Here is a 23,460-nt window from a genome sequence, read left to right as displayed (position 1 = left end):
ACCCACGCGCGTCCGCAGCATTCGCGCTATCCATGTCGATTCGAACCCCCGACTGCCATGGCGGGCTCGGGCGCCCGCCTCATCCGTGCGTCGATGGCCCGACCGGCCGGAACGCACGTCCCCTGCCGGCCCTTATACCAGAGCCGGCAGGGGAAGCGATCAGGCGGCCCGCTTCGGCAAGACCCAGTCCGGGCGGATGAAGTGGCAGGTGTAACCGTTCGGGTACTTCTCCAGGTAATCCTGGTGCTCCGGCTCGGCTTCCCAGAACGGTCCCACCGGCTCGACCTCGGTCACGACCTTGCCCGGCCAGAGGCCCGAGGCGTTGACGTCCGCGATCGTGTCCTCGGCCGTGGCCTTCTGGGCCTCGTCCGTGTAGTAGATCGCCGAGCGGTAGCTGAGGCCCAGGTCGTTGCCCTGCCGGTTCAGCGTGGTCGGATCATGGATCTGGAAGAAGAATTCCAGCACCTTGCGATAGCTGAGCTTCGCCGGGTCGAAGGTGATCTCGATCGCCTCGGCGTGCGTGCCGTGGTTGCGGTACGTCGCGTTGGGCACGTCGCCGCCCGTGTAACCCACGCGGGTGGTGATCACGCCGGGCTGCTTGCGGATCAGGTCCTGCATGCCCCAGAAACAACCGCCGGCGAGGACGGCGCGTTCGGTCTTGCCATTCATGCGGCACCTCCCTTGTTGGCGAACAGGCTGGCGTACTGGCCGTAGCCTTCCTTCTCGAGATCGGCGACGGGAACGAAGCGTAGCGACGCCGAATTGATGCAGTAGCGCAGACCGCCGCGATCGCGCGGGCCGTCCGGGAACACGTGGCCCAGATGGCTGTCGGCGTGCGTCGAGCGCACCTCGGTGCGGATCATGCCGTGCGTGGTATCGCGGTGCTCGACCACGTGCGAGTCTTCCAGCGGCGTGGTGAAGCTCGGCCAGCCGCAACCGCTGTCGAACTTGTCGAGCGACGAGAACAACGGCTCGCCCGACACGATGTCCACGTAGATGCCCTCGGCATGGCTGTCGTGGAATTCGTTGTGGAACGGGCGCTCGGTGCCACTCTGCTGCGTGACGCGGAACTGCTCCGGGGTCAGCCGCGCGAGTGCTTCAGGCGTCTTGCGATACTCGGTCATGGAGGCCTCCAGGGGGAAGGGAGAAGAGAAGCCGGCAGGGGGTGCGACACCCCTCATGCCGGCACTCTCCACATAATGTGGCCTGCCGTCTTGTATGCAATGGGAGGCCTCAGGCCGCGATGTCTTCCACCCAGCTGTGACCGGCCTGGCGGAGCAGTTCGCGCGCCGATTCGGGGCCCCAGGTGCCTGCCTCGTACGTATCCGGGCCCGCCGTGTCCTCGCGCCACCCTTCCAGGATCGGCGTGACCCACTGCCAGGCGGCCTCGGTCTCGTCCTTGCGGACGAACAGCGCCGGGCTGCCCTTCACCGCGTCGAGCATCAGGCCCTCGTACGAATCGCGGAAGACGACGCGCCGCGGCTCGCCGAGACGCGAGAGCGCATCGACTTCCTCGAGGCCGAAGCTGTTGCCCGGATGCTTGACGAAGAGCGGGAGGGTCACGCTTTCGTTCGGCTGCACGCGGATCACCAGACGGCTGCCCGGACGCGCCTCGCCGAAGAGACCGGGCTCGCCGGCACGGAACTGGATCACCACTTCCGTCAGCTTCTCGGGCATGCGCTTGCCCGAGCGCAGGTAGAACGGCACGCCCTGCCAGCGCGGGGTGTCGATTTCCGCCTTCAGCGCCACGAAGGTCTCGGTGTTGCTCGGCGTCTCGCCGGGGAGTTCCTCACGATACGCGGGCACCGGCTTGCCGCCGGTGGTGCCCTGCACGTACTGGCCACGCGAGACGTTGGCGCGCAGGTTCGCACGGTCGAGCGGCTTGAGCGATTTCAGCACGCGCACCTTTTCGTCGCGCAGCGCATCGGCGTCGAGAGAAGCCGGGCGCTCCATGGCGACCACGGTCAGCACCTGCAGCAGATGGTTCTGGATCATGTCGCGCAGCGCGCCCGACCCGTCGTAGTAACCGCCGCGACCTTCCAGCCCGACCGTCTCCGCCGCGGTGATCTGCACGTACTCGATCGACTCGCGGTCCCACATGCGTTCCAGCATCGGGTTGGCGAAGCGCAGCGCGATGATGTTCTGCACCGCTTCCTTGCCCAAGTAGTGATCGATGCGGAAGATGCTGTTTTCCGGGAAATGGCGACCGACGCCTTCGTTGACCTTGCGGGCCGTGTCGAGATCGGTGCCGATCGGCTTCTCGAGCACGATGCGCGAGGTATCGGTACGCAGGCCCTTCTCGTCGACGTTGCGCGCGATGTCGCCGTACAGATCCGGCGCCGTGGCGAGGTAGAAGACGCGAACCCGGTCCGCGGCCGGCGCGCCCGAGGCGAGCAGGGATTTCAGCGCGTCCCAGTTGCCTGTCGATTCCGCGCCGTTGAGGCTCACGTAGTGAACCAGGCCGAGAAAACGGTCGACCGTCGCGTCGTCGAGCTCCTCGGCGCGCACGTGTTCGCCGAGCGCCTTGCGCGCGCGTTCGCGATAGCTGGCGTCGTCGAGCGGCGAACGGGCGGTGCCCACGATCCGCGAGTCTTCCGGCACCTGCCCCTCCGCGAAACGGCGGTACAGCGCCGGGAGAAGCTTGCGCATGGTCAGGTCGCCCGTGGCGCCGAAGATCACGTAGTCGAAGGAGTCGACCGGTTCGAGGGAATGGGAGATGGCGTTCATGGAGGAGTCCGGCAGGGATGGAAGGACGGCGCGCCGTCGTACCCGATCCTCAATGGAGCGCCCCCTCGCCGATTCAAGTGTTGCAGTGCGGAAAAAACGTTAACCGGCGCGCACAACTGTTATGCGGCAGGCGCATCGTTTCCGCTCGCGGCGCATCAGGTCGCCGAGGAATCCAGCCCGTACAGCTCCGGATGGAGGAACGGCGCCATCGCCAGCACCATCGCCTGCGTGTAGGCGCTCTCGCGGGTGGCATGGCCGTTGGTGACCAGGCCGATCGCGCCGCCTTGCTGCTTGATGTTGACCGTACCGAACAGACGGTCCATGACGTCGCCCAGTTCATCGCCCTCGAGCAGCGCCTCGTACACCGCCAGGGGCAACGGTAGCCATGCGCTGCAACCGACCGAGACATCGCTGCCGTGGGCGATCGCGACGTATCCGAACGTGCCCGGGCCATCCTGCGTCACGTCGACCCCACCTTCCAGCGCGACGTGGAAATCCGCCTCGGCGTGCTGTCGGCAGAAGTTCATGCGGTTGAGCGCGCCTTCCCGCGTCTCGGCGGCGGTCATCGGCTGGTCGGGCACGCCCGACGGCGCATGCATGCCCTCGCATCGCACCAGGCGGCCGGGGAACAGCGGCGCCAGTGCGTTGTGCACGGCGCCGATCTTGACGGGATTGCGCGACCCGACGATGACGCGGATCGGCGAGGTGTCGTGCGACATCGGCGGAAAACCTGGCGGCGATCGCGGGATGGTACCAGCCCGCGACCGCCGAGCGCGCGCGATCAGTCCGCGAGGGCGCGGTCGACCATGGCCTGGGCTTCGGCGAGCACGTCGCGCAGGTGCGCTTCACCGCGGAAGCTTTCGCCGTAGACCTTGTAGATGTCCTCGGTGCCCGACGGGCGCGCGGCGAACCAGCCCTGCTCCGAGATCACCTTGATGCCGCCGATGCCCTGGCCGCCGGCCTGGTTGGTCACCTCGACGATCGGATCGCCGGCCAGCGTCTTTGACGTGACCTGCGACGGCTGCAGTTTCGACAGCTTCGCCTTCTGGGCGTGGTTGGCCGGCGCGTCGATGCGAGCGTTCGCGGGCTCGCCCAGCTTCGCGGTGATGGCCGCATAGAGCTTGCCCGGATCGGAGCCGGTGCGCGCGGTCATCTCGCCGGCGAGCAACGCGGCGACGATGCCATCCTTGTCCGTCGACCATGGCGAGGCGTCCTTCGCGAGGAACGATGCGCCGGCGCTCTCCTCGCAGCCGAAACCGAGGCTGCCGTCGAACAGGCCCGAGACGAAATACTTGAAGCCGACCGGCACTTCGCGGAGCGGACGGCCAAGGTCCTTCGCGACGCGGTCGAGCAGCGCGGTACTGACGGCCGTCTTGCCCACGGCCGCGTCGGCCCGCCAGCCGGGACGGTTCTGGAACAGGTACCACGCCGCGGTCGCGAGGTAATGGTTCGCGGGCATCAGGCCCGCGCCCGGCGCCACCACACCGTGGCGGTCGTGGTCGGTATCGCACGCGAACGCCACGTCGTAATCGTCCTTGAGGCCGATCAGGCGGCGCATCGCGTACGACGAGGACGGATCCATCCGCACCTTGCCATCCCAGTCGAGCGACATGAACGAGAACGTCGGGTCGACGACTTCGCTCACCACGGTGAGGTTCAGGCCGTAGAGCTCGCCGATCGCCGCCCAGTAATGCACACCGGCACCGCCCAGCGGATCGACGCCCATGCGGACGCCACTGGCGCGGATGACTTCGAGATCCAGCACGTTGCCCAGATCGCCGACGTAGCGCTGCAGGAAATCGTAGTCGCGGGTCGTCGACGCCTTGCGCGCCTGCGCGTACGGCAGCCGTTTCACCTCACGCAGACCGCCTTCGATGAGGGCGTTCGCGCGCTTCGCGATCCAGCCCGTGGCGTCGGTGTCGGCCGGCCCGCCGTTGGGCGGGTTGTACTTGATGCCGCCGCTGTCGGGCGGATTGTGCGAAGGCGTGATGACGATGCCATCGGCGAGGCCGCGCTCGCGACCGCGGTTATGGACGAGGATCGCATGGGATAGCGCGGGCGTCGGAGTGAATTCGCCACCCGTCGAGACCAGGGTCTGCACACCGTTGCCGGCGAGCACTTCCAGCGTGCTCTCGAACGCCGGACCCGACAGGGCATGCGTGTCGATGCCGACGAAGACCGGACCGTCGATGCCCTGCTCCGCGCGGTACTCGCATATGGCCTGGACCACGGCGAGCACGTGCCATTCGTTGAACGAGCGGTCGAACGAAGAGCCGCGATGGCCCGAGGTACCGAAGGCCACCCGCTGTTCCGGCACCGACGGATCGGGTTTCAGATCCGCATACGCCGCGACGAGGGCGGCGACGTCGACCAGCTTGCCTTCCGTCGCCGGCTTGCCCGCGAGCGGGCTGATGTTGGCACTCACCGATGGTTACTCCTCGTGCTCTTGTTCGGGCTTCGCGCCGGGCGCGGCATTGTAGGCCGGGCGACCGGCCACGGTTGTCAAGCGCGCGTGCACGGCGCGCCCGGCCCCCAAGCATACGACGCGTTTTCCGATTTCTTCCATGTCCGCGGGCGCCCGGCATGGTTATCGTGACCCAGGTCGAGGAAACGGACTACAGACGCAGGCGATCGATGTACTCGAAGATCTCGGCCTCGGTCTCCAGCCCCAGCTTGCGCATGGCGTTCTTCTTCTGCTGACTGACGGTGGACAGACCGCGGCCCGTCGCCCGGGCGATGTCCGTCACACTGTTCCCGGCGGCGAACAGCCGCAGGATCTTGAGCTCGCGCGGCGACAGGTCCGCCAGCGTGCCCGACTTTCCGATCGGTTCGCGCTGCGGCGCGCCGATCACTTCGCGTACGGAGGCACCCAGGTAGACATGGTTCGAAACGATCTGCACCAGCGCTTCGGGAATCTCCCGCGCGTCGCCCGATTTTCCGATCAGCCCGAGCACGCCCGTGCCCATGATCTCCCGATACAGCGCCGGGTTGGCGAGCGTCGTGATGACCATCACGGGGAGGTCCGGGTAGAGGCGGCGCAACTCGCGCAAGAGCGCCAGTCCGTCGTGCCCGAGCCCCGGCATGCTGAAATCCGTGATGACGGCGTCGCACGGCGTGCATTCGAGCATCGCCAGCAGTTCCTCGGGCGACTGCGCCTCGCCGACCACCGTCGCCAGCGCGTTCCTCGCGAGCGCCAGGCCGAGTCCCTTCAATACCACCGGGTGATCGTCCGCCAGCATGACGCGGTAGACCATGCGATTCATCCTTATCCTGCCTGTCCAGTCCGCGGCGGGCGGGTCTGGGGCACCGTCGACGGGGGCCTGAGTTGAGCACATCGCGACTTCCGATGCCACTACGCCGGCGCATCGTCCGCATACGCTCCGCCGTGCGTGCGATCGGCTTCCGCACGCGCTTAAGCGCGAGTGCCAGCCTGCCCGAACTCCTCGCGCGGCTCGGGCGGCATTACGCGGCGGAAGCGCGTGCCCGCGGCATGCGGCTTGAGCTCGAGGTCGACCCTGCGCTGGCTCCCGATCTCGAAGGCGATTTCGGCCCGCTCGGCAACGCCCTGCGCCTGCTGCTCGATCGTGCGCTGGAGCGGCGAACGTGGCGCGTCGCGCTGCATGTCGACGTCGTCGGAGACGGCAGCGGATCGCAGATCCTGCACTTCACCGTGGCGGACGAGCAGACCTCGCCGGTGCCGGACGACCGTCGCCTGCGCGAGGCGTCGGCGCAGGTCGCGGCGCTCGGCGGTGTCGTGCACACGGAGACCGGCGACGACATCGGCCACCGTGCCATCGTCGAGCTCGGGTTCGATCTGCCCCGCCCGTCCCCGTGTATCGACGTGGAGGCCCTGCGTACGACCCTTGGCGGCGACGCCGCGCTGCGCGAAGTGATCGTCGCGCTCGACCATGCGCTCACGCGCGATCTCGCCGAGCTCGACGCCCTGCTCTCCCGCCCCGGCGCGGACGAACTCCAGGCCTGGCTGCACCGGGTCTCCGGGGCGCTCGGCATGGCGGAAGCCAGCGATCTCGCGCGCACCGGTCTGACCCTGGAACGCGACCTCGAACGCGGACGCCAGCCGAACCTGGACCGCGCCATCCGCCGCTTCGCCGGCGACGCGGCCGAGGTGCTCTCGATGCTCCGCGAACACGCCGGACCGATCGGCTATAGTCACGGACCGTGACCACGCTCTCCGCCACTCCCGACACCGTCGATACCGCCCTGCGCGATTTCGTCGAAGCCCATCCTCGGCTTTTCGTGCTGACGGGCGCCGGCATCAGCACCGATTCCGGCATTCCCGACTATCGTGACGACCAGGGCGCATGGAAACGCAGCCCGCCCATGACCCTGCAGATGTTCATGAGCGGCCCGCCGGCACGCGCGCGTTACTGGGCGCGCGGCATGATCGGATGGCGCCATTTCGCCGCGGTGCAGCCGAACGTCGCGCACCGCGCGCTCGCCGCCATGGAGCGCGCGGGACGGATCGAACTCCTGCTGACGCAGAACGTCGACGGACTGCACGAGCGCGCGGGGAGCATCAACGTGGTGGACCTGCATGGCCGCCTCGACCGCGTCCGCTGCATGCAATGCGGCGACATCACGATGCGCGAAACCATGCAGCACCGGCTCGGCGAGGCGAACCCGGACTGGCTGGCGATGCAGGCGACCATCGCGCCGGATGGCGACGCGGATCTCGACGGCGTCGACTTCTCCGGCTTCCACATCCCGCCCTGCACCGTCTGCGGCGGCATCCTGAAGCCCGACGTCGTCTTCTTCGGCGAGAACGTGCCGCGCGCACGGGTCGATACCGCGTGGGCGCACCTTGCCCGCGCGAGCGCCATGCTGGTCGTCGGATCGTCGCTGATGGTGTATTCGGGCTACCGCTTCGTGCTCGAAGCATCGCGCCGTGGCCTGCCCATCGCCTCCGTCAACCTCGGGGTCACCCGGGCCGATGCGCTGATCACGCTCAAGGTCGAGCGTTCCTGCGCCGACGCGCTCGCCCCCTGGGCCTAGCGCCGCGCGCGGAAGAACGCGCGCAGCATGTCGCCGGCCGCCTCGGCCTGGAGGCCGCCCGCCACCGCCACGCGATGGTTGTGACGCGGGGACACCAGCGTGTCGAACACGCTGCCGGCAGCGCCCGTCTTGGGATCGGTGGCACCGAAGACCACCCGCGCGACGCGCGCGTGCACCATCGCCATCGCGCACATCGCGCAGGGCTCGAGGGTCACGTAAAGGGTCGCGCCGGGGAAACGATAGTTGGACAGCGCCTGGCCCGCGGCACGTAGGGCCTGGATCTCCGCATGCGCCGTGGGATCGTTCAGCGTGATGTTGCGGTTCCAGCCCTCGCCCACCATCGCGCCATCGAGCACCAGCACCGCGCCCACCGGCACCTCGCCCTCCGCATCGCGCGCATGGGCCGCGAGTTCGAGCGCGCGCGCCATCCACGCGCGGTCGGCGTCGTCGAACACGGGGGCGGCGGAGAGGAGCGGGCTGTCGGGCGGGAGCAAGGCGGCGTTCCGGGAAGGCAAGCGCGGATTCTACGGCACTCCGGCGCCGTCGATGGGCGCGCTAGCGCCGGAAGCACCCGAGGGCGTGGTCGTCGACGATCCCTACCGCCTGCATCCAGGCGTACGTGATCGTGGGACCCACGAACTTGAAGCCGCGCTTCTTGAGGTCTTTCGAAATCGTCACCGATAACGGCGTCTGTGCCGGAACGCTGCGCCCGTCGCCGCGGATGACCTTGCCGTCCGTGAACGACCAGCAATACGCGTCGAAGTCTTCGCCGCGCTCTCGCATGGCTTCGTAGATGCGAGCCCCGTTGATGGTGGCCTCGATCTTCGCGCGCGAGCGGATGATGCCGGCGTTGTCGAGCAGCCGGGCGATGTCCTTCTCGCCGAAACGCGCGACCCGGGCGGGATCGAATCCCTTGAACGCATCCCGGAAGTTCTCGCGCTTGCGCAGGATGGTGATCCACGAGAGCCCGGCCTGGAAGCCTTCGAGCATCAGCTGTTCCCAGAGCATGCGCGAATCGTGCAGCGGCACGCCCCACTCGGCGTCGTGGTACGCCGTGTACAGCGGGTCGCTACCGGCCCAGGCGCAGCGCTTCGGTTCCTTGCTCATGATCGTCGTGTCCAACCGTCGGTCGGCCATGATCACGCGTCATCGATCGCCGCGCCATCCCTTTCTTGCGACGGGCGTCAGAGGCCGAGATCGGAGAGACCCGGATGATCGTCGGGACGACGACCCTGCGGCCAGTGGAACTTGCGCTCGCTTTCCTTGATGGGAAGATCGTTGATGCACGCATAGCGGTGGTGCATCTCGCCCTTCTCGTCGAATTCCCAGTTCTCGTTGCCGTACGACCGGAACCAGTTGCCGCTGTCGTCGTGCCATTCATAGGCGAAACGGACGGCGATGCGATCGCCGGTAAACGCCCAGAGCTCCTTGATCAGGCGGTATTCGTGCTCCTTCTGCCACTTGCGGGTCAGGAAGGCGACGATCTCCTCGCGCCCGGTCGCGAACTCGGCGCGATTGCGCCATTGGCTGTCCGGGCTGTACGCCAGCGACACCTTCTCCGGATTCCGGCTGTTCCAGCCGTCCTCGGCGAGGCGAACCTTCTGCACGGCGGTTTCGTGGGTGAAAGGCGGAAACGGTGCGGCCATGGCCGGAACTCCAGTGACGGGCGTCCGATGGTAGCGACACGCCTCCGGGGAGGCTTGCACAATTCCGTAATGCGGCGACGCCTCGGCGCGCGGTCGCGAGGTAGGAGCGCGCCGAAGCGCGCGACAGCTCTTCGCCACCACCCTGGAGCTGGCGCGCCGGCTCCAGGGTGAGGCCTCGAACGATGTCACGCGCAAGGCGCGCTCCTGTCTACGTCGTCGGCAGCTCAGCGATACGCGCCGTCGTCATCGCGCACCCAGGTCGGCGTCGGGCCGACCGGACCGTCGACGCCGAACAGGTGACGGTGCTTCGACGGCTGCGAGCGCAGGTACTGTTTCGGTGCGCGCAGGGTGGCGCCCAGCTCGGCCGCGGCATGCCACGGCCAGCGCGGGTCGTAGAGCACGGTGCGGGCAAGGGCGATCAGATCCGCGTCGCCGGTCGCGACGATCGCTTCGGCCTGCTCGGGACTCGTGATGAGGCCGACCGCCACCACCGGCACGGACACCGCCTGCTTCACTGCGCGCGCGAACGGCACCTGGTAGCTCGGCCCCACGGGAATCTTCTGCGCCGGATGGAGGCCGCCGGTCGACACGTGGATGGCGTCGACGCCGCGCGCCTCGAGCGCTTTCGAGAACGCGAGGGTCTGCTCGAGATCCCAGCCGCTCTCGACCCAGTCGGTCGCCGAGACGCGGACCGTCACCGCCCGATCGGCCGGGAACGCCGCGCGCACGGCATCGAACACTTCGAGCGGGAAGCGCATGCGGTTCTCGAGCGAGCCGCCGTATTCGTCCGTGCGCTGGTTCGACAGCGGCGAGAGGAACTGGTGCAGCAGGTAACCGTGCGCGGCATGGATCTGCACGAAATCGAGGCCGATGCGCGCGGCGCGCTTCGCGGCGGCTGCGAAGGCGTCACGAATGCGCACCATGCCGTCGCGATCGAGCGCGACCGGAGCGTGCGTGCCCGGATCGAACGGAATCGCGGACGGCGCGACGGTCTGCCAGCCATGCGCATCGTCCGGTGCGATCTGATGGCCGCCGGCCCACGGCACTTCGGTCGAGGCCTTGCGACCGGCGTGACCGAGCTGGATGCCGACGACGGCGTCCGACCAGCGGCGCACGCTTTCCAGCGTGACGCGCATCGCCTCTTCGGTGGCGTCGTCATACAGGCCGACGTCGCCCCAGGTGATGCGGCCTTCCGGCAGCACGGCGCTGGCCTCGATCGTCAGCAGCGCGGCGCCCGACATGGCGAGCTGGCCGAGGTGGATGTGGTGCCAGTCGGTCATGCGGCCGTCCTCGGCCGAGTACTGGCACATGGGCGCGATCACGATGCGGTTGGCGAGTTCGAGATTGCGGACGCGAAGCGGTTTGAACAGCGCGGGATGCGCCATGGGAGACTCCTGGAGGATGAGTGCGAGGGAGCTTGGGGACACCGTCACAGGTTCGCCCATGACGGTGTGCCGGCGCTTGGCGATACTTAGCGGTCGATCGGCAGCGGCGCGTCCGGGGCGACGAGACCCTGCGCGCGGAGTTCGCGCCAGAAGTCGGCCGGGATGGTCGCGGCGAGCGCGGCGTGATCCTCGCGGATGCGCTCCGGCTTGCTCGCGCCCGGAATCACCGCGGCAACCGCCGGGTTGGCCAGCGAGAACTGCAGCGCGGCCGCCTTGATCGGCACGCCGAAGCGTTCGGCAGCCGCCTTGATCTTCTCGACCTTCGCGATGATCTCGGGCGAGGCTTCGGCGTATTCGAAGTGCTTTCCGCCGGCGAGGATGCCGGAGCTGTACGGGCCGCCGACGACGATGTCCACGCCCTGCGCCGCCGCGGCAGGCATCAGGCGCTGCAGCGCGTGCGCATGGTCCAGCAACGTGTAACGGCCCGCGAGCAGTGTCGCATCGGGGCGCGGCGCGTCGAGACCGAGCAGGATCTCGACCGGCTCGGTCTTGTTCACGCCGAGGCCCCAGCCCTTGATCACGCCTTCGTCGCGCAGGCGATCGAGCGCGCGGAACGCGCCGGTGCGGGCCGACTCGAACATGGCCAGCCATTCGTCCTTGTAGAAATCCTGCGCCACGTCGTGCACCCAGACGAAGTCGATGTGGTCGACGCCAAGGCGCTTGAGGCTGCCCTCGATGGAGAGCATGGTGCCCTTCTCCGAGTAGTCGTTCACCACCTTGTTCGGCAGACCGGCGGCGAACAGCTGCCCGGACTGGCCCAGCTTCTGGTTCGGGTCGACCTCGTCGAGGATCACGCGACCGACCTTGGTGGCCAGCACGTAGTCGTCGCGCTTGTGCTTCGCCAGCGCCTTGCCGAGACGGATCTCCGCCAGACCGGCGCCGTAGAAGGGCGCGGTATCGAAAAAGCGGGTGCCCGCGTCCCAGGCGGCGTCGACGGTCGCCAGCGCCTCGTCTTCGGGGATGTCGCGGAACATGTTGCCGAGCGGCGCCGTGCCGAAGCCGAGGGGGCCGTGGGGAAGGAACTGACGAATGCTCATGGGTGCTCCGATGATGACGTTAGGTATGACGGTGGGCGCTCGGTGCGGCCATTCGATACTGGCGATCGCGAATGCCTGCGAGGCGAACGTGCCCCGGCGACCCGATGCGGACTAATATGAAACGCGGAGGACCGAGCCACAAGCTCGCCGGCCGTATAGACACTCTTTCCTTTTTTTCATGAGTGAGGCACGCCATGGACAACCGGGCCGGGGAAATGGAAGCCTTCATGCGCGTGGTGCAGACCGGCAGTTTCGCCGCGGCGGCGCGAAGCTTTGGTCTATCGCCATCCGCCATCAGCAAGATCGTGGCGAGGCTGGAGGCGCGTCTCGGCACGCGCCTCATCGTGCGCACGACGCGGACGCTGCAGCTGACGCCGGAAGGCGACACGTATTACGAGCGCGCGTTGCGCGTCCTGGCCGATATCGACGAAGCGGAACGGCTCGTCGCCCATGGTGGCGCGGCGACGCCTTCGGGCAAGCTACGGGTCAACGCGTCCGTCTCGTTCGGCGTCCGGCGGATCGTGCCGCTGGTGCCCGCCTTCCTCGCCGCGTACCCGCGTGTCGAGCTCGACCTCTCGCTCAACGACAACATGGTGGACCTCATCGAGCATCGCGCGGACGTGGCGATACGCGTGGGCGCGCTACCCGACTCCGGCCTCAAGGCGCGGCGCATCGGCGAAGCGCGCTTCATCGCGTTCGCTTCGCCTTCGTATCTCGAGCGCCACGGCGTGCCGGAGATTCCGGCGGACCTGGCCCGGCACAATTGCCTCACCTTCAACCTGGGCAGGACGTTCCACGAATGGCCGTTCCTCGATCCGGACTCCGGCCAGCAGAAGCCGATCCCCGTGCGCGGCAACTTCCAGGTGAACAACGGCGAGACGATGCGCCGCATGGCGCTCGAGGGCCTTGGCATCGCACGCCTGTCGACCTACCACGTGGAGCGCGACATCGAGGCCGGCCACCTCGTGCCGGTGCTGGAGCGGTACAACCCCGGCGACCTGCAGGTCGTGCACGCCGTCTTCGTCGGCCACGAGCACCTCGCCACGCGCGTTCGCGCCTTCGTCGATTTCATCGCCGAACGCATTCCGTCGAAGGAAGCCTGGCGGCCCTGACGGCGTGACTCAGGACGTCGCATGTTCGCGAACGAAGGCCACGAAGGCCTTCAAAGGCCCCGGCACCAGCCGCCGCCCTGGGTAGTAGAGGTACGGCCCCGGAAAGGCCGGCCACCAGTCCTCGAGCACCGGAACCAGCGCGCCGCTGCGCAGGTGTGGCGCGAGCCAGTCCTCGAACAGATACACGATGCCGGTGCCCCCGATGGCCGCGTCCACCGCCAGATCGGCCGCACCGCCGAGACCGACCACCAACGGGCCGCCGGGATCGACGACCACGGTCTCTCCGTCGCGTTCGAACTCCCACGGCGGCTTGTTGCCGCTCGGGAACCGGCCGCGAAGGCACGCGTGCCCGATCAGGTCGCGCGGGTGCGCCGGTTGGCCATGCGCGGCGAGGTAGGCCGGCGACGCGGCAGCCACCATGCGTTGGACCCGCGGCCCGATCGGCACGGCGATCATGTCCTGTTCGAGCCGCTCGTCGTAACGAATGCCGGCATCCGCCCCCGCGGCGAGGACATCGACGAAGCTCTCGTCCACGGTGACGTCCAGGCGCACGTCCGGATACGCGGCGAGGAACGGCGACACGATCGCCGGCAGGACGAGCCGGGCGGCGCTGAGCGGCACGTTGAGCTTCAGCGTGCCGGCCGGACGGTCGCGGTAGCGGTTCACGGCGTCCACGGCCGATTCCACTTCGCCAAGCGCCGGGGCGAGCCGGTCGAGCAGCCCCTGGCCCGCTTCGGTCAGCGCGACGCTCCGCGTCGTCCGGTGCATCAGGCGCACGCCCATCTGGGCCTCGACGCGTCGCACGGCCTCGCTGAGCGCCGACGCGCTGCCACCGCTCAACCGGGCGCCTTCGCGAAATCCACCTGCCCGGGCCACCACGACGAACGCGTTCAGGTCATTCAGATCGAGTTTCATTGTCCGCCATTCCGCACAACGTGTGCGGATCGTACCGGGTTATCGAACGCCGCGGGTGGGCCTATCGTTCTCCCACCCCAACGAGAGATGCCATCATGACCATTGCATCGCAGACCACCTATCGCCTCGGCGACCGCACCGTGAACCGTCTCGGCTACGGCGCCATGCAGCTCGCCGGCCCCGGCGTGTTCGGCCCGCCGAAGGATCGCGCCGCCGCCGTCGCCGTCCTGCGCGCCGCGGTCGAGGCCGGCGTGAACCACATCGACACCAGCGACTTCTACGGCCCGCACGTCACCAACCAGATCATTCGCGAAGCCCTGTCGCCCTACCCCGACGACCTGACCCTGTGCACGAAGATCGGCGCGCGCCGCGACGACAAGGCCGCGTGGCTCCCGGCATATTCTCCCGACGAGCTCCGCTCGGCCGTCCATGACAACCTGCGCCACCTCGGACTGGATGCGCTGCCCGTGGTGAACCTGCGCATCATGTTCGACGTGCACGGCCCGGCCGAGGGCTCGATCAGGCAACAGCTCGAAGTCCTCGCCGAACTCCGGCAACAGGGGCTGGTGCGCCACATCGGGCTGAGCAACGTGACGCCCGCACAGGTGGCGGAGGGCCGTGACATCTGCGAGATCGTCTGCGTGCAGAACCAGTACAACCTGGCGCACCGCGGCGACGACGATCTCATCGACGCGCTGGCGAAGGACGGCATCGCCTACGTGCCGTTCTTCCCGCTGGGCGGTTTCAGCCCGCTGCAGTCGGATGCCCTCTCCGACGTGGCGCGCCGGCTCGACGCCAGCCCCTTGCAGGTCGCCCTCGCGTGGCTCCTGCAGCGCTCGCCGAACATCCTGCTGATCCCGGGCACGTCGTCGGTGGCGCACCTCCAGGACAACCTCCGGGCCGGGGAGCTCGCGCTTCCGGCCGACGCGGTGGCGACGCTCGACGGCATCGCTCAGCGCGCCTGACGCTTTTCGTCGATCAACGTGCGGATGCGCGCGGCGTCGCCTGGCGACGCCGCGTTGTACACGACCATGCTCAGGTCCGGCCGACCGTCCACCGCGAACGACGAGTATTCCAATGCGATGTCGCCGAGCGCGCCGTGACGCAGCACCTTCGTGCCTTCACCCTGCGCGCGCACGTCGTGATCCCGCCACATCGATGCGAACTCGGGGCTGAGCCGGCACATCTCGTCCACGAAACCCTGCATCTCACGGCCCGCGCCGACCCGGGCGGCATCCGCCCGGAACGAGGCGACGACGAAGCGCGCCACGCTTTCCCATTCCGGCTGCCGCGCACGGACGTCCGGACGGCCGAACATCAATCGCAGCACGTTGCGCTCCCTGGGCGCGAGCGTCGCGTAATCGGTCAGCACGGCGGCCGCGGCGTGGTTCCAGGCGACGACGTCCCAGGTGGCCGTGCGGACGATGGCGGGACTCAGCTCGAGGGCGTCGAGCACGCGCTGGAGCCGCGGCGACACGCCGTCGATCGCCCGATAGCGCACGTCCGGCGCGCGCCCCAGGCCGATCAGGAACAGATGCTCCCGTTCGACGTCCGTGAGCATCAGCGCACGTGCGATGCGGTCGAGCACGTCGGCGGACGGTGCGCCGCCACGGCCCTGCTCGAGCCATGTGTACCAGGTCGCGCTGACGTTCGCGCGCTGCGCGACCTCCTCGCGGCGCAGACCCGGCGTGCGCCGCCGCGTCAGTGAAAAACCGAAGGCGGCGGGATCCAGCTTCGTGCGGCGGTCGCGCAGATATGCGCCGAGGCTGTTGTCCGCGAAGGCGGCCGATTCGCTCATCCTGTTAGTCCTCTTACCCGTATAACGTCACTACTTCACCCGGATAACCGGCCGGCCCAGAGTAGCGCCATTCCAACGAGGGAGGTGCTCCATGCGCGTATTCGTCACCGGTGCCACGGGGTTCGTCGGTTCTGCCGTCGTTCGTGAGTTGCTGTCGGCCGGCCATCGGGTACTGGGTCTTGCCCGTTCCGACGACGGCGCCGCGCGGGTCGAAAGCTTCGGTGCCGAGCCCGTGCGGGGATCGCTCGAGGACGTGGACGGGCTGCGGCGTGCAGCGGCGTCCGCGGACGCCATCGTCCACACCGGTTTCAATCACGACTTCTCGCGTTTCGCCGAGAACTGCGTGCTCGACCGTCGCGCCATCGACGCCATGGGCGAGGCGCTGATAGGTACCGACAAGCCGTTTCTCGTCACGTCGGGCCTCGCCCTGGCGAAGGCCGGCGAACTCGGGACCGAGACGGACGCGGCGCTGCCGACCTCGGACGACTACCCGCGGGCGTCCGAGCCTGCCGCGCTCGCGATCGCCGCGCGCGGCGTCCGCGCCGCGGTGGTGCGTCTGCCACCGTCGGTGCATGGCGAAGGCGATCATGGCTTCGTGCCGATGCTGATCGACCTCGCGCGGCGCACCGGGGTTTCCGCGTACGTCGGCGACGGCGCCAACGCATGGGCGGGAGTCCACCGCCTCGACGCCGCCCGCGTGTACCGGCTTGCCGTCGAAACGGGAGCGTCAGGCGGTCCATATCACGCGGTGGCCGATGCCGCGGTGCCGTTTCGCGACATCGCGACCGTCATCGGTCGCCGGCTGGGCATTCCCGTGGTCTCGAAGACGGGCGATGAAGCCGCCGCGCATTTCGGCTGGCTCGGGAAGTTCACGGGATTGAACATGGGAGCGTCGAGCGAGCGGACTCGCGGCAGGCTCGGTTGGGAACCCCGCGAACCGGGACTGCTCGCCGACATCGACAGTGCCGCCTATTTCCCCGATTGAGTCGCCCCACCCGCGGAGCGCGCTTTCCTGCCGTGGCCTAGGGAGCGCCGCTCATCTCCCTCACCACATCCAGGAACGCGCGCAGCGCCGGCGGCACGGCGCGGTGGCCCGGGTAATAAACCGCGATCGCTTCGGCGTCCGTCATCCACGGCGCGAGCACTTCGCGCAGCCGCCCCGCCGCGATGTCCGCGGCCGCCGCGGGCTCCGGCACGTAGGCGATGCCGAGGCCTTCGACGGCCGCATCCACCATCAGCGCCTCGTCGTCGAGGACCACCGGACCGGCGGTATCGATCGTGAGCGATTCGCCGCCGCGCGCGAATTCCCAGCGATAGAGCTTGCCGCTGGGCATGCGGTGGCCGATGCAACGGTGACGGGCGAGTTCGTCCGGCGTGCGAGGCCTACCGGCCTGCGCAAGGTAGGCGGGCGACGCGACGCAGGCGAAACGCATGGGCCGCGACATGGGCACCGCGATCATGTCCTTCGGGATGGACTCCACCAGGCGCACGCCCGCGTCGAATCCACGTGACACGATGTCGACCAGCTCGCCTTCCGCGACGAGGTCGACCGTGACCTCGGGAAAGCGCTCGACCATCGTCGGCAGCACGCGACGCACGAGCATCGCCGCCGCGAGACGCGGGGCGTTGATGCGCACGGTACCTGTCACGCGCCCACGAAAATCGGCCACGCTGTCCAGTGCCGCGTCGAGCGACGCGAGCGCGCCCTGCAGGTGTTCCAGGAGGCGCGCGCCGGCTTCCGTCGGCGAGACGCTGCGGGTCGTCCGGTTGAGCAGACGCACGCCCATGCGCTCTTCGAGGGCGCGCATCGCGTGGCTCAGCGTCGACGGCGCCGTGCCCAGCTCGTCGGCCGCACGGCGGAAGCTCCGGTGCGTCGCGACGGCCACGAAAGCGCCGAGATCGTTGAGGGACGGGCGTGCCATTGGTGGCGATTCTGCAGCAACCCATGCGGATTGCAACGTCTAGTTGTCTAACCGGTCGGAGCCTATGGTGACTTCATCACCCCACGAGAGGCACTCCCCATGGCAAAGCACTGGCTCATCACCGGCGTTTCCTCCGGTCTCGGCCGCCTTCTGGCGACGAAGGCCCTCGCCCGCGGCGATAGCGTGGTCGGCTTGAGCCGGAGCGCCGATGCACTGCCCGACCTTCGTGTCCGGCACGCCGACCGTTTGCGTATCGTCGCCGCCGACCTCGCCGATCAGGCGGCGGTCCGTCGCGCCGTCGACGACGCCTTCGCCGCGAGCGGCCGGATCGACATCGTCGTCAGCAATGCGGGATACGGCCTGCTTGGCGCCGGCGAGGAGGCCACCGACCGGCAGGTGCGCGACATCGTCGACGTCAACCTGATCGGGTCCATCGCGCTGATCCGGGCGGCGCTGCCGCACCTTCGTCGCCAGGGCGGCGGCCGCATCCAGCAGGTATCGAGCGAGGGTGGCCAGATCGCCTACCCGGCCTTCGGCCTCTATCACGCGACGAAGTGGGGCATCGAGGGGTTCGTCGAGGCCGTCGCGCAGGAGGTGGCGCCGTTCGGCATCGCGCTCACGCTGGTGGAACCCGGTCCCGCGCGCACCGACTTCGGCGGCAACCTCGCCCGCACGACGCCGCTGCCGGCATACGAGGCGACACCCGCGGGCCAGCTGCGTCGCTCGCTCGAAGGCGAGTGGGTCATCAAGGGCGATCCCGACCGCATGACCGACGCGATGATCCGCCTCGCCGATCAGGAGGCGCCGCTGCCGAAGCGTCTGGTGCTCGGCGCCGACGCCTACACCCACGTTCACGACGCGCTGAAGGCTCGCCTCGATGAACTCGAACGGCAGCAGGCCATCGCGCTCGCCGCGGACTTCACGGCCGACGAGCTCGCGACGCTTTCGTAGGGGCGCGCCCCGCGCGCCACAGCTCCTCGCGACTCACACCACGTACCCATCCAAGGAAAGCATCATGAACCAGCGCACCGCCATCTTCCCCGAGAAACGCCACGCCCTCTACGACGCGCACAAGTATTCGCCTGCCGTCCGCGCGGGCGACCTCCTCTTCGTCGCCGGCCAGGTCGGCAGCCGCGAGGACGGATCCCCGGAACCCGTCTACGAGGACCAGGTCCGTCGTGCGTTCGCCAACCTGCGCGAGGTGCTCGCCGCGGCGGGCTGCACGTTCGACGACGTGATCGACGTCACCTCGTTCCACACCGATCCCGCGAACCAGTTCGAGGCGATGATGGCCGTTCGCGAGAAGGAGATCGGCGAAGCCCCCTACCCCACGTGGACCGCCGTCGGCGTCAACTGGCTCGCGGGCTTCGACTTCGAGATCAAGGTGATCGCGAGGATTCCGTCCCGGGCGGATATCGGCGCGTCACATTGAGGCGCAGTTCCGTCACGGCGTGGCGTGCTCTCGCCACGCCGCGGGAAGCGGTCCCGACAACTTGCGCAGCGCGACGTAGAACACGGGCGTCAGGAAAAGGCCGAAAAGCGTGACGCCGAGCATGCCCGCGAAGACCGTAACACCCGTCGCGGAACGCACTTCACTGCCTGCACCGTGGCCCATCAACAGAGGGACTGAACCCGCCACGAATGCGATGGACGTCATGACGATGGGGCGCAAGCGGAGCCTGCATGCCGTCAGCGCGGCTTCCACGGTCGCCGTGCCGTGGATCTCCAGTTCCCGTGCGAACTCGACGATCAGGATGGCGTTCTTGCAGGCAAGGCCCATCAGCACCACCAGCCCAACCTGGACGAACACGTTGTTGTCGCCACCGGACAACCACACTCCGAAGAGGGCCGAGCAGAGGCATACCGGAACGATCAGGATAACGGCCAGGGGCAGCGTCCAGCTCTCATAGAGTGATGCAAGGACGAGGAACACCAGAAGGATGGAAAGCGGAAATACGACTGCCGCCGCGTGTCCCTGGGTGACCTGCTGGTAGCTCAGGTCAGTCCATTCAAGTGCTATGCCCCTCGGCAAGACGCGATCGGCAATCGCCTGCAAGGTAGCGATCGCTTCGCTCGACGAGAGGATGCGGGGATCGGTATCCCCGATGATGTCCGCGGCCGGATGACCGTTGTAGCGGATCACAGGGTCGGGGCCATACGTCGGTGTGACCGTCACCATGGAGCTGACCGGAACCATGCCACCCGCATTGTTCCGCGTGTAGAGGTTGCCGATGTCGGCCGCTTGCTGACGGAATTCGGCATCTGCCTGCGCCATCACGCGATAGACGCGTCCATAGAGGTTGAAATCGTTCACGTAGACCGACCCCAGGTACGTCTGCAAGGCATCGAAGAGATCGGTGAGGGCGACGCCTTGGGCCTTGGCTTTCTGGCGGTCGACGTTGACCTCCAGCTGCGGAATGTTCGCCTGGTAGCTCGTGACCGGAAACGTCATGCCAGGTGTCTTGGCAACCTCGGCCTGGAAGGCGGTGACTGCGTCCTGCAATGCGCCATAGCCCAGTCCAGCACGGTCTTCCAGGTAGAGCGAGTAGCCGGAACCGTTGCCGAGGCCCTGAATCGGAGGCGGCTGTAATGCATAGGCGAATCCATCCTTGATGCCCGCGAGCTTCGCGGAAAGCTCGGTGGCGATCTCAGCCGCCGTGCGCTCGCGCTCGCTGAAGGGCTTGAGAATGACGTAGGACGCCGTCTGATTCGGCGTGTTCGTGGCCTGCAAGGCGTTGAGCCCCGCGTATCCGTTGGTGAGGGCGACACCGTCTACCTCGTTGGCCAGTTTGGAAATCGTCCGGGTAACGTCGGCGGTCCGGGCGAGCGAGGCGCCTTCGGGAAGCTTCGCCCCCGCGAAGAGATAGAGCTTGTCCTGTGTTGGTATGAAACCGCCGGGTACCTGATGGAACAGCACGCCAGCCGAAACGAGGAGCGCGATGTAGACACCGAAGACGAGCCCGCGACGTCCGAGCGTCAGGCCGACGGCCGAGTGGTACCGGTCCGACGCGCGCGCGAAGAAGCGATTGAACCAACGGAAGAACCAGCCGAGCATCCGATCCATGCCGCGGGCGACGATATCTTTCGGCGCACCGTGGGCGAGGAGCAGCTTCGCTGCAAGTGCAGGCGAAAGGGTGAGCGAGTTGACCGCGGAGATGACGGTCGAGATGGCGATCGTCACCGCGAACTGCTTGTAGAACTCGCCCGTGACGCCGGAGAGGAAGGCCATTGGAACGAACACCGCGCACAAGACCAGCGCGATGGCGATGATCGGACCGGAAACCTCCCGCATGGCCTGGTGAGCTGCATCGCGCGGCGACATCCCCTGCTCGATGTACCGTTCAACATTCTCGACCACCACGATGGCATCGTCGACGACGATACCGATGGCCAGGACCAGGCCGAAGAGTGTGAGCGTGTTGATGGAATAGCCCAGCAGGAGAAGCCAGGCGAAGGTACCGACGATCGATACGGGCACGGCGACGAGGGGGATGATCGAAGCGCGCCAGCTCTGCAGGAACAGGATCACCACGAGCACCACCAGGAAGGTGGCCTCCAGCAGCGTGTGCCCCACCGCGTCGATCGACTCTCGCACGAAGACGGTCGGATCCCAGACCGGCTTCCAGGTGACACCGGGCGGAAAGGACTTCGATAATTCGCTGAACTTCGCGTAGACGGCGCTGGCCACCGCGAGCGAATTGGCGCCGGGCGTGAGGAAGATGCCGACGCTCGTGCTCTCCCGGCCATCCACGGACGTTCGGGTGGTGTAGTCGCTCGAGCCGAGCTCCAGCCTGGCGATGTCGGCGACCCTGACGACACGGCCCTGGGAATCGTTTTTCAGAACGATCTGGCCGAACTCGTCGGTCGATCGAAGCCTGCCGCGCACATTGATCGAGACGAGCACATCGCTCTTGCGCGGCGAGGGCTCGGCACCCAGCTGCCCGGCCGAAACCTGGATGTTCTGTTCGCGGATCGCGCTCACGACATCGTTCGCGGTGAGACCCCGCGCGGCGAGCTTGTTCGGGTCCAGCCATACGCGCATCGCGTAATCGCCGGCGCCGTAGAGTCCGATATCGCCGATGCCCGGGAGCCGCGACAATTCGTCCTTGACGTGTAGCGTGAGGTAGTTTCGCAGGTAAAGCCTGTCGAATCGCTGGTCGTTGGATTCGATGCTCACATACATCAGCGGGGTTGGCGACTGTTTCTGCGTCGTGACGCCGAACACCCGTACTTCCTCGGGAAGGCGGCTCTGCGCCTGGGACACCCGGTTCTGTACGCGCACCGCCGCGGTGTCTCCGTCGACGCCGGGGTTGAACGTCACCGTCACCTGGAGGCTGCCGTCGGAGCCAGCCACGGATTTCATGTACATGATGCCTTCCACGCCGTTGATCGCTTCCTCGAGCGGAACGGCGACGGAATCGGCGATCTCCTTCGGGTTGGCGCCGGGGTAGGTCGCCCTGACGACGACGCTAGGAGGGACCACTTCCGGGTACTCGCCCACCGGAAGAAGCGGGATGGCGATCAGTCCGGCGGCGAAGATGAGGACGGAGACCACAACCGCGAAAATCGGCCTATCAATGAAGAATTTCGAGAAATCCATGGGTCAGCGATCCATGCCGGAGGGCACCGAGGCCACGCGAGTCCTGGAATCCTCGCCATCGCCTTCGGGCACTGCGCGTACGGGCATGCCGGAGAAGAAGACCTTTTGGGCACCACTGACAATGACCTTGTCGGCGTCGTCAAGGCCGGACTCGATGACACGCATGCCTCCAATGACACGACCGATCACGACGTCCTTGCGCACCGCATGCCCCTTGCCATCGACGACATAGACGTATCTGCGGTCCTGATCGGTCAGGACCGCACGGTCGGCGACAAGGCGGGTCATCACCGGCGAGCCGCTCTCGAAGCGGACGCGTGCGAAGAGCCCGGGCGTCAGTGCGTGCCCTGGGTTGGCGACGATCGCACGAGCGCGGATGGTACCCGTGGACGGATCCAGCCGATTGTCGAGGAAATCGACGCGGGCGCTGCGGGGAAAACCTTCTTCGTTGGCGAGCGCTACGCTCGCCGTTGCCGTATGGTCCGACCCGTTGCCATAGCGGAGATAGCTATGCTCGTCGCAGTCGAAATAGACGTACATCTCGTCTTCCGATACCACGGTCGTCAGCAGGCTTTCATCGACCCGGGCAAGGTTGCCGACTGTCAGCGCCGCCCTCCCCGCCCGCCCGGCGACGGGAGCGCGCACCTGAGTGAATGCGAGGTTGAGGGATGCCGTCGCCATCGCCGCCTCGCTCGCATGCACATCGGCAGCCGCCTGATCGACGGCCGCCCTGCTGGTGTCGAAGTCTTCTTTCGAGATGAACCGGTTACCGATCAGCTTGCTGGCGCGCGCAAAGCGACTCTGCGCGAGCTGCGACGCTGCGCGAGCGCTTTCGAGCCGCGCCCTGGCGGCGTTGAGCGCGTCGCGGTACGGACGAGGGTCGATGACGAAGAGCAGGTCGCCGGCCTCGACCCGCGAACCCTCCACGTAGGCGATCCGGTCGATGTATCCGCTCACCCGCGGCCGGACGTCGACCGACTGTATGGCCTCCACCCTGCCATTGAAATCATCGACGGAACGGAGGTCTTTCCTGACGAGAGGAGCGACGCCCACCTCGGGGGGCGAGGGCACCGCCGTCGATTCGGGAGTCTTGTGGCAGCCCGACAGAACGAGGAGAGCAAAGGGCAAGGCGGCGGCACGGAGGAGCCGTCGGAAGTTCGTGGCCATGGGGAGGATGACTGGAAGGAGAGTCCATGAGGATGGGCCGCCTTCCTGGTCCAAAAAAGGACCAATTCCTCACCGATT

General features: G+C 67.7%; 22 protein-coding genes and 1 pseudogene. 7 read left to right on the top strand and 16 right to left on the bottom strand.

All coding sequences use genetic code 11. The annotated features are described in order from the left end of the window. Window positions 1-159: 159 nt before the first annotated feature. The 6 genes from msrA to BMY69_RS13215 all read right to left on the bottom strand — a co-directional run bounded on the left by msrA (window position 160) and on the right by BMY69_RS13215 (window position 5,990). Window positions 160-669 (bottom strand): peptide-methionine (S)-S-oxide reductase MsrA, encoded by a 510-nt coding sequence (gene msrA / locus BMY69_RS13240; RefSeq protein WP_090178973.1) that lies wholly within the window; start codon window positions 667-669, stop codon window positions 160-162. Beyond that, window positions 666-1,124: a peptide-methionine (R)-S-oxide reductase MsrB gene (msrB, locus tag BMY69_RS13235; protein WP_090178969.1), complete on the bottom strand. Its 459-nt coding sequence runs from the start codon at window positions 1,122-1,124 to the stop codon at window positions 666-668. Before msrB ends, msrA begins: the two co-directional genes overlap by 4 nt. 109 nt (window positions 1,125-1,233) lie before the next feature. Beyond that, window positions 1,234-2,727: a glucose-6-phosphate dehydrogenase gene (gene zwf, locus BMY69_RS13230; protein ID WP_090178966.1), complete on the bottom strand. Its 1,494-nt coding sequence runs from the start codon at window positions 2,725-2,727 to the stop codon at window positions 1,234-1,236. Window positions 2,728-2,882: 155 nt separating this feature from the next. Continuing rightward, window positions 2,883-3,446 carry an inosine/xanthosine triphosphatase gene (gene yjjX / locus BMY69_RS13225; RefSeq protein ID WP_090178963.1) on the bottom strand — a complete coding sequence of 188 codons (564 nt, stop codon included), beginning with the start codon at window positions 3,444-3,446 and terminating at the stop codon, window positions 2,883-2,885. A gap of 62 nt (window positions 3,447-3,508) precedes the next feature. Continuing rightward, window positions 3,509-5,152, bottom strand: a complete 1,644-nt coding sequence (pgm, locus tag BMY69_RS13220) for a phosphoglucomutase (alpha-D-glucose-1,6-bisphosphate-dependent) (RefSeq protein WP_090178960.1) — start codon at window positions 5,150-5,152, stop codon at window positions 3,509-3,511. Window positions 5,153-5,342: 190 nt separating this feature from the next. Further along, window positions 5,343-5,990, bottom strand: coding sequence for a response regulator (locus tag BMY69_RS13215; RefSeq protein WP_177191169.1), 648 nt, complete (start codon window positions 5,988-5,990; stop codon window positions 5,343-5,345). 83 nt (window positions 5,991-6,073) lie between these two features. Here BMY69_RS13215 and BMY69_RS13210 point away from each other — a divergent pair, with 83 nt between their 5' ends. After that, a complete protein-coding gene (locus BMY69_RS13210; RefSeq protein WP_090178955.1) occupies window positions 6,074-6,910 on the top strand; it encodes a hypothetical protein in 837 nt (278 codons plus the stop codon). Next, complete coding sequence (locus tag BMY69_RS13205) at window positions 6,907-7,740, top strand: NAD-dependent protein deacetylase (protein ID WP_090178952.1); 834 nt, start codon at window positions 6,907-6,909, stop codon at window positions 7,738-7,740. Before BMY69_RS13210 ends, BMY69_RS13205 begins: the two co-directional genes overlap by 4 nt. Here BMY69_RS13205 and tadA read toward each other — a convergent pair. The 5 genes and pseudogenes from tadA to BMY69_RS13180 form a co-directional block, all read right to left on the bottom strand. Continuing rightward, entirely contained in the window at window positions 7,737-8,168 is a 432-nt protein-coding gene (gene tadA, locus BMY69_RS13200; protein ID WP_090055695.1) for a tRNA adenosine(34) deaminase TadA, read from the bottom strand. The genes BMY69_RS13205 and tadA overlap by 4 nt on opposite strands. 127 nt (window positions 8,169-8,295) lie before the next feature. Next, window positions 8,296-8,847, bottom strand: a complete 552-nt coding sequence (locus tag BMY69_RS13195; RefSeq protein ID WP_090179425.1) for a DNA-3-methyladenine glycosylase I — start codon at window positions 8,845-8,847, stop codon at window positions 8,296-8,298. 77 nt (window positions 8,848-8,924) lie between these two features. Continuing rightward, window positions 8,925-9,386, bottom strand: a complete 462-nt coding sequence (locus BMY69_RS13190; RefSeq protein ID WP_090053356.1) for a nuclear transport factor 2 family protein — start codon at window positions 9,384-9,386, stop codon at window positions 8,925-8,927. 311 nt (window positions 9,387-9,697) lie between these two features. After that, window positions 9,698-10,771 (bottom strand): annotated as a pseudogene (locus BMY69_RS13185) (NADH:flavin oxidoreductase/NADH oxidase); the annotation flags it as partial. A gap of 86 nt (window positions 10,772-10,857) precedes the next feature. Next, complete coding sequence (locus tag BMY69_RS13180) at window positions 10,858-11,868, bottom strand: aldo/keto reductase (protein WP_090178947.1); 1,011 nt, start codon at window positions 11,866-11,868, stop codon at window positions 10,858-10,860. A 194-nt stretch (window positions 11,869-12,062) separates the two neighbouring features. Between BMY69_RS13180 and BMY69_RS13175 the strand changes: the two genes are divergently transcribed. Beyond that, complete coding sequence (locus BMY69_RS13175; RefSeq protein ID WP_090178946.1) at window positions 12,063-12,980, top strand: LysR family transcriptional regulator; 918 nt, start codon at window positions 12,063-12,065, stop codon at window positions 12,978-12,980. Between the two features lie 9 nt (window positions 12,981-12,989). Here BMY69_RS13175 and BMY69_RS13170 read toward each other — a convergent pair whose 3' ends face one another. Beyond that, entirely contained in the window at window positions 12,990-13,874 is an 885-nt protein-coding gene (locus BMY69_RS13170) for a LysR substrate-binding domain-containing protein (RefSeq protein WP_218143196.1), read from the bottom strand. A gap of 116 nt (window positions 13,875-13,990) precedes the next feature. On the opposite strand from BMY69_RS13170, the gene BMY69_RS13165 reads away from it, so the two are divergent. Further along, the gene (locus BMY69_RS13165) at window positions 13,991-14,860 is read left to right on the top strand and encodes an aldo/keto reductase family oxidoreductase (protein ID WP_090178941.1); all 870 of its coding nucleotides are present in this window, start codon (window positions 13,991-13,993) and stop codon (window positions 14,858-14,860) included. Here the strand turns inward: BMY69_RS13165 and BMY69_RS13160 are convergent. Beyond that, window positions 14,848-15,693 carry a helix-turn-helix transcriptional regulator gene (locus BMY69_RS13160; RefSeq protein ID WP_090178939.1) on the bottom strand — a complete coding sequence of 282 codons (846 nt, stop codon included), beginning with the start codon at window positions 15,691-15,693 and terminating at the stop codon, window positions 14,848-14,850. The genes BMY69_RS13165 and BMY69_RS13160 overlap by 13 nt on opposite strands. A 91-nt stretch (window positions 15,694-15,784) precedes the next feature. On the opposite strand from BMY69_RS13160, the gene BMY69_RS13155 reads away from it, so the two are divergent. Continuing rightward, window positions 15,785-16,678 (top strand): SDR family oxidoreductase, encoded by an 894-nt coding sequence (locus BMY69_RS13155; RefSeq protein ID WP_090178936.1) that lies wholly within the window; start codon window positions 15,785-15,787, stop codon window positions 16,676-16,678. Window positions 16,679-16,715: 37 nt separating this feature from the next. On the opposite strand, the gene BMY69_RS13150 is transcribed toward BMY69_RS13155, so the two are convergent. After that, entirely contained in the window at window positions 16,716-17,615 is a 900-nt protein-coding gene (locus BMY69_RS13150) for a LysR family transcriptional regulator (RefSeq protein ID WP_090178933.1), read from the bottom strand. Between the two features lie 99 nt (window positions 17,616-17,714). Between BMY69_RS13150 and BMY69_RS13145 the strand changes: the two genes are divergently transcribed. Beyond that, complete coding sequence (locus BMY69_RS13145) at window positions 17,715-18,566, top strand: SDR family oxidoreductase (RefSeq protein WP_090178931.1); 852 nt, start codon at window positions 17,715-17,717, stop codon at window positions 18,564-18,566. Between the two features lie 64 nt (window positions 18,567-18,630). Then, window positions 18,631-19,047, top strand: a complete 417-nt coding sequence (locus tag BMY69_RS13140; RefSeq protein ID WP_090178929.1) for a RidA family protein — start codon at window positions 18,631-18,633, stop codon at window positions 19,045-19,047. A gap of 12 nt (window positions 19,048-19,059) precedes the next feature. Here BMY69_RS13140 and BMY69_RS13135 read toward each other — a convergent pair whose 3' ends face one another. Both BMY69_RS13135 and BMY69_RS13130 read right to left on the bottom strand, forming a co-directional pair. Next, window positions 19,060-22,215, bottom strand: a complete 3,156-nt coding sequence (locus tag BMY69_RS13135; RefSeq protein ID WP_090178926.1) for an efflux RND transporter permease subunit — start codon at window positions 22,213-22,215, stop codon at window positions 19,060-19,062. 3 nt (window positions 22,216-22,218) lie between these two features. Further along, window positions 22,219-23,382, bottom strand: a complete 1,164-nt coding sequence (locus tag BMY69_RS13130) for an efflux RND transporter periplasmic adaptor subunit (RefSeq protein ID WP_090178924.1) — start codon at window positions 23,380-23,382, stop codon at window positions 22,219-22,221. Window positions 23,383-23,460: the final 78 nt, after the last annotated feature.

This window comes from Luteibacter sp. UNC138MFCol5.1 (assembly GCF_900110505.1).
GTDB lineage: Bacteria > Pseudomonadota > Gammaproteobacteria > Xanthomonadales > Rhodanobacteraceae > Luteibacter.
The sequence above is the reverse complement of the archived record's forward strand: the minus strand, read 5'-3'. Positions and strand labels throughout refer to the sequence as shown.

What these genes read in the sequence shown, in the direction of transcription:
- msrA (WP_090178973.1), bottom strand. Translation starts at nt 669, where the DNA reads ATGAATGGCAAGACCGAACGCGCCGTCCTCGCCGGCGGTTGTTTCTGG.
- msrB (WP_090178969.1), bottom strand. Translation starts at nt 1,124, where the DNA reads ATGACCGAGTATCGCAAGACGCCTGAAGCACTCGCGCGGCTGACCCCG.
- zwf (WP_090178966.1), bottom strand. Translation starts at nt 2,727, where the DNA reads ATGAACGCCATCTCCCATTCCCTCGAACCGGTCGACTCCTTCGACTAC.
- yjjX (WP_090178963.1), bottom strand. Translation starts at nt 3,446, where the DNA reads ATGTCGCACGACACCTCGCCGATCCGCGTCATCGTCGGGTCGCGCAAT.
- BMY69_RS13215 (WP_177191169.1), bottom strand. Translation starts at nt 5,990, where the DNA reads ATGAATCGCATGGTCTACCGCGTCATGCTGGCGGACGATCACCCGGTG.
- BMY69_RS13210 (WP_090178955.1), top strand. Translation starts at nt 6,074, where the DNA reads ATGCCACTACGCCGGCGCATCGTCCGCATACGCTCCGCCGTGCGTGCG.
- tadA (WP_090055695.1), bottom strand. Translation starts at nt 8,168, where the DNA reads ATGGCGCGCGCGCTCGAACTCGCGGCCCATGCGCGCGATGCGGAGGGC.
- BMY69_RS13195 (WP_090179425.1), bottom strand. Translation starts at nt 8,847, where the DNA reads ATGAGCAAGGAACCGAAGCGCTGCGCCTGGGCCGGTAGCGACCCGCTG.
- BMY69_RS13190 (WP_090053356.1), bottom strand. Translation starts at nt 9,386, where the DNA reads ATGGCCGCACCGTTTCCGCCTTTCACCCACGAAACCGCCGTGCAGAAG.
- BMY69_RS13180 (WP_090178947.1), bottom strand. Translation starts at nt 11,868, where the DNA reads ATGAGCATTCGTCAGTTCCTTCCCCACGGCCCCCTCGGCTTCGGCACG.
- BMY69_RS13175 (WP_090178946.1), top strand. Translation starts at nt 12,063, where the DNA reads ATGGACAACCGGGCCGGGGAAATGGAAGCCTTCATGCGCGTGGTGCAG.
- BMY69_RS13165 (WP_090178941.1), top strand. Translation starts at nt 13,991, where the DNA reads ATGACCATTGCATCGCAGACCACCTATCGCCTCGGCGACCGCACCGTG.
- BMY69_RS13160 (WP_090178939.1), bottom strand. Translation starts at nt 15,693, where the DNA reads ATGAGCGAATCGGCCGCCTTCGCGGACAACAGCCTCGGCGCATATCTG.
- BMY69_RS13155 (WP_090178936.1), top strand. Translation starts at nt 15,785, where the DNA reads ATGCGCGTATTCGTCACCGGTGCCACGGGGTTCGTCGGTTCTGCCGTC.
- BMY69_RS13150 (WP_090178933.1), bottom strand. Translation starts at nt 17,615, where the DNA reads ATGGCACGCCCGTCCCTCAACGATCTCGGCGCTTTCGTGGCCGTCGCG.
- BMY69_RS13145 (WP_090178931.1), top strand. Translation starts at nt 17,715, where the DNA reads ATGGCAAAGCACTGGCTCATCACCGGCGTTTCCTCCGGTCTCGGCCGC.
- BMY69_RS13140 (WP_090178929.1), top strand. Translation starts at nt 18,631, where the DNA reads ATGAACCAGCGCACCGCCATCTTCCCCGAGAAACGCCACGCCCTCTAC.
- BMY69_RS13135 (WP_090178926.1), bottom strand. Translation starts at nt 22,215, where the DNA reads ATGGATTTCTCGAAATTCTTCATTGATAGGCCGATTTTCGCGGTTGTG.
- BMY69_RS13130 (WP_090178924.1), bottom strand. Translation starts at nt 23,382, where the DNA reads ATGGCCACGAACTTCCGACGGCTCCTCCGTGCCGCCGCCTTGCCCTTT.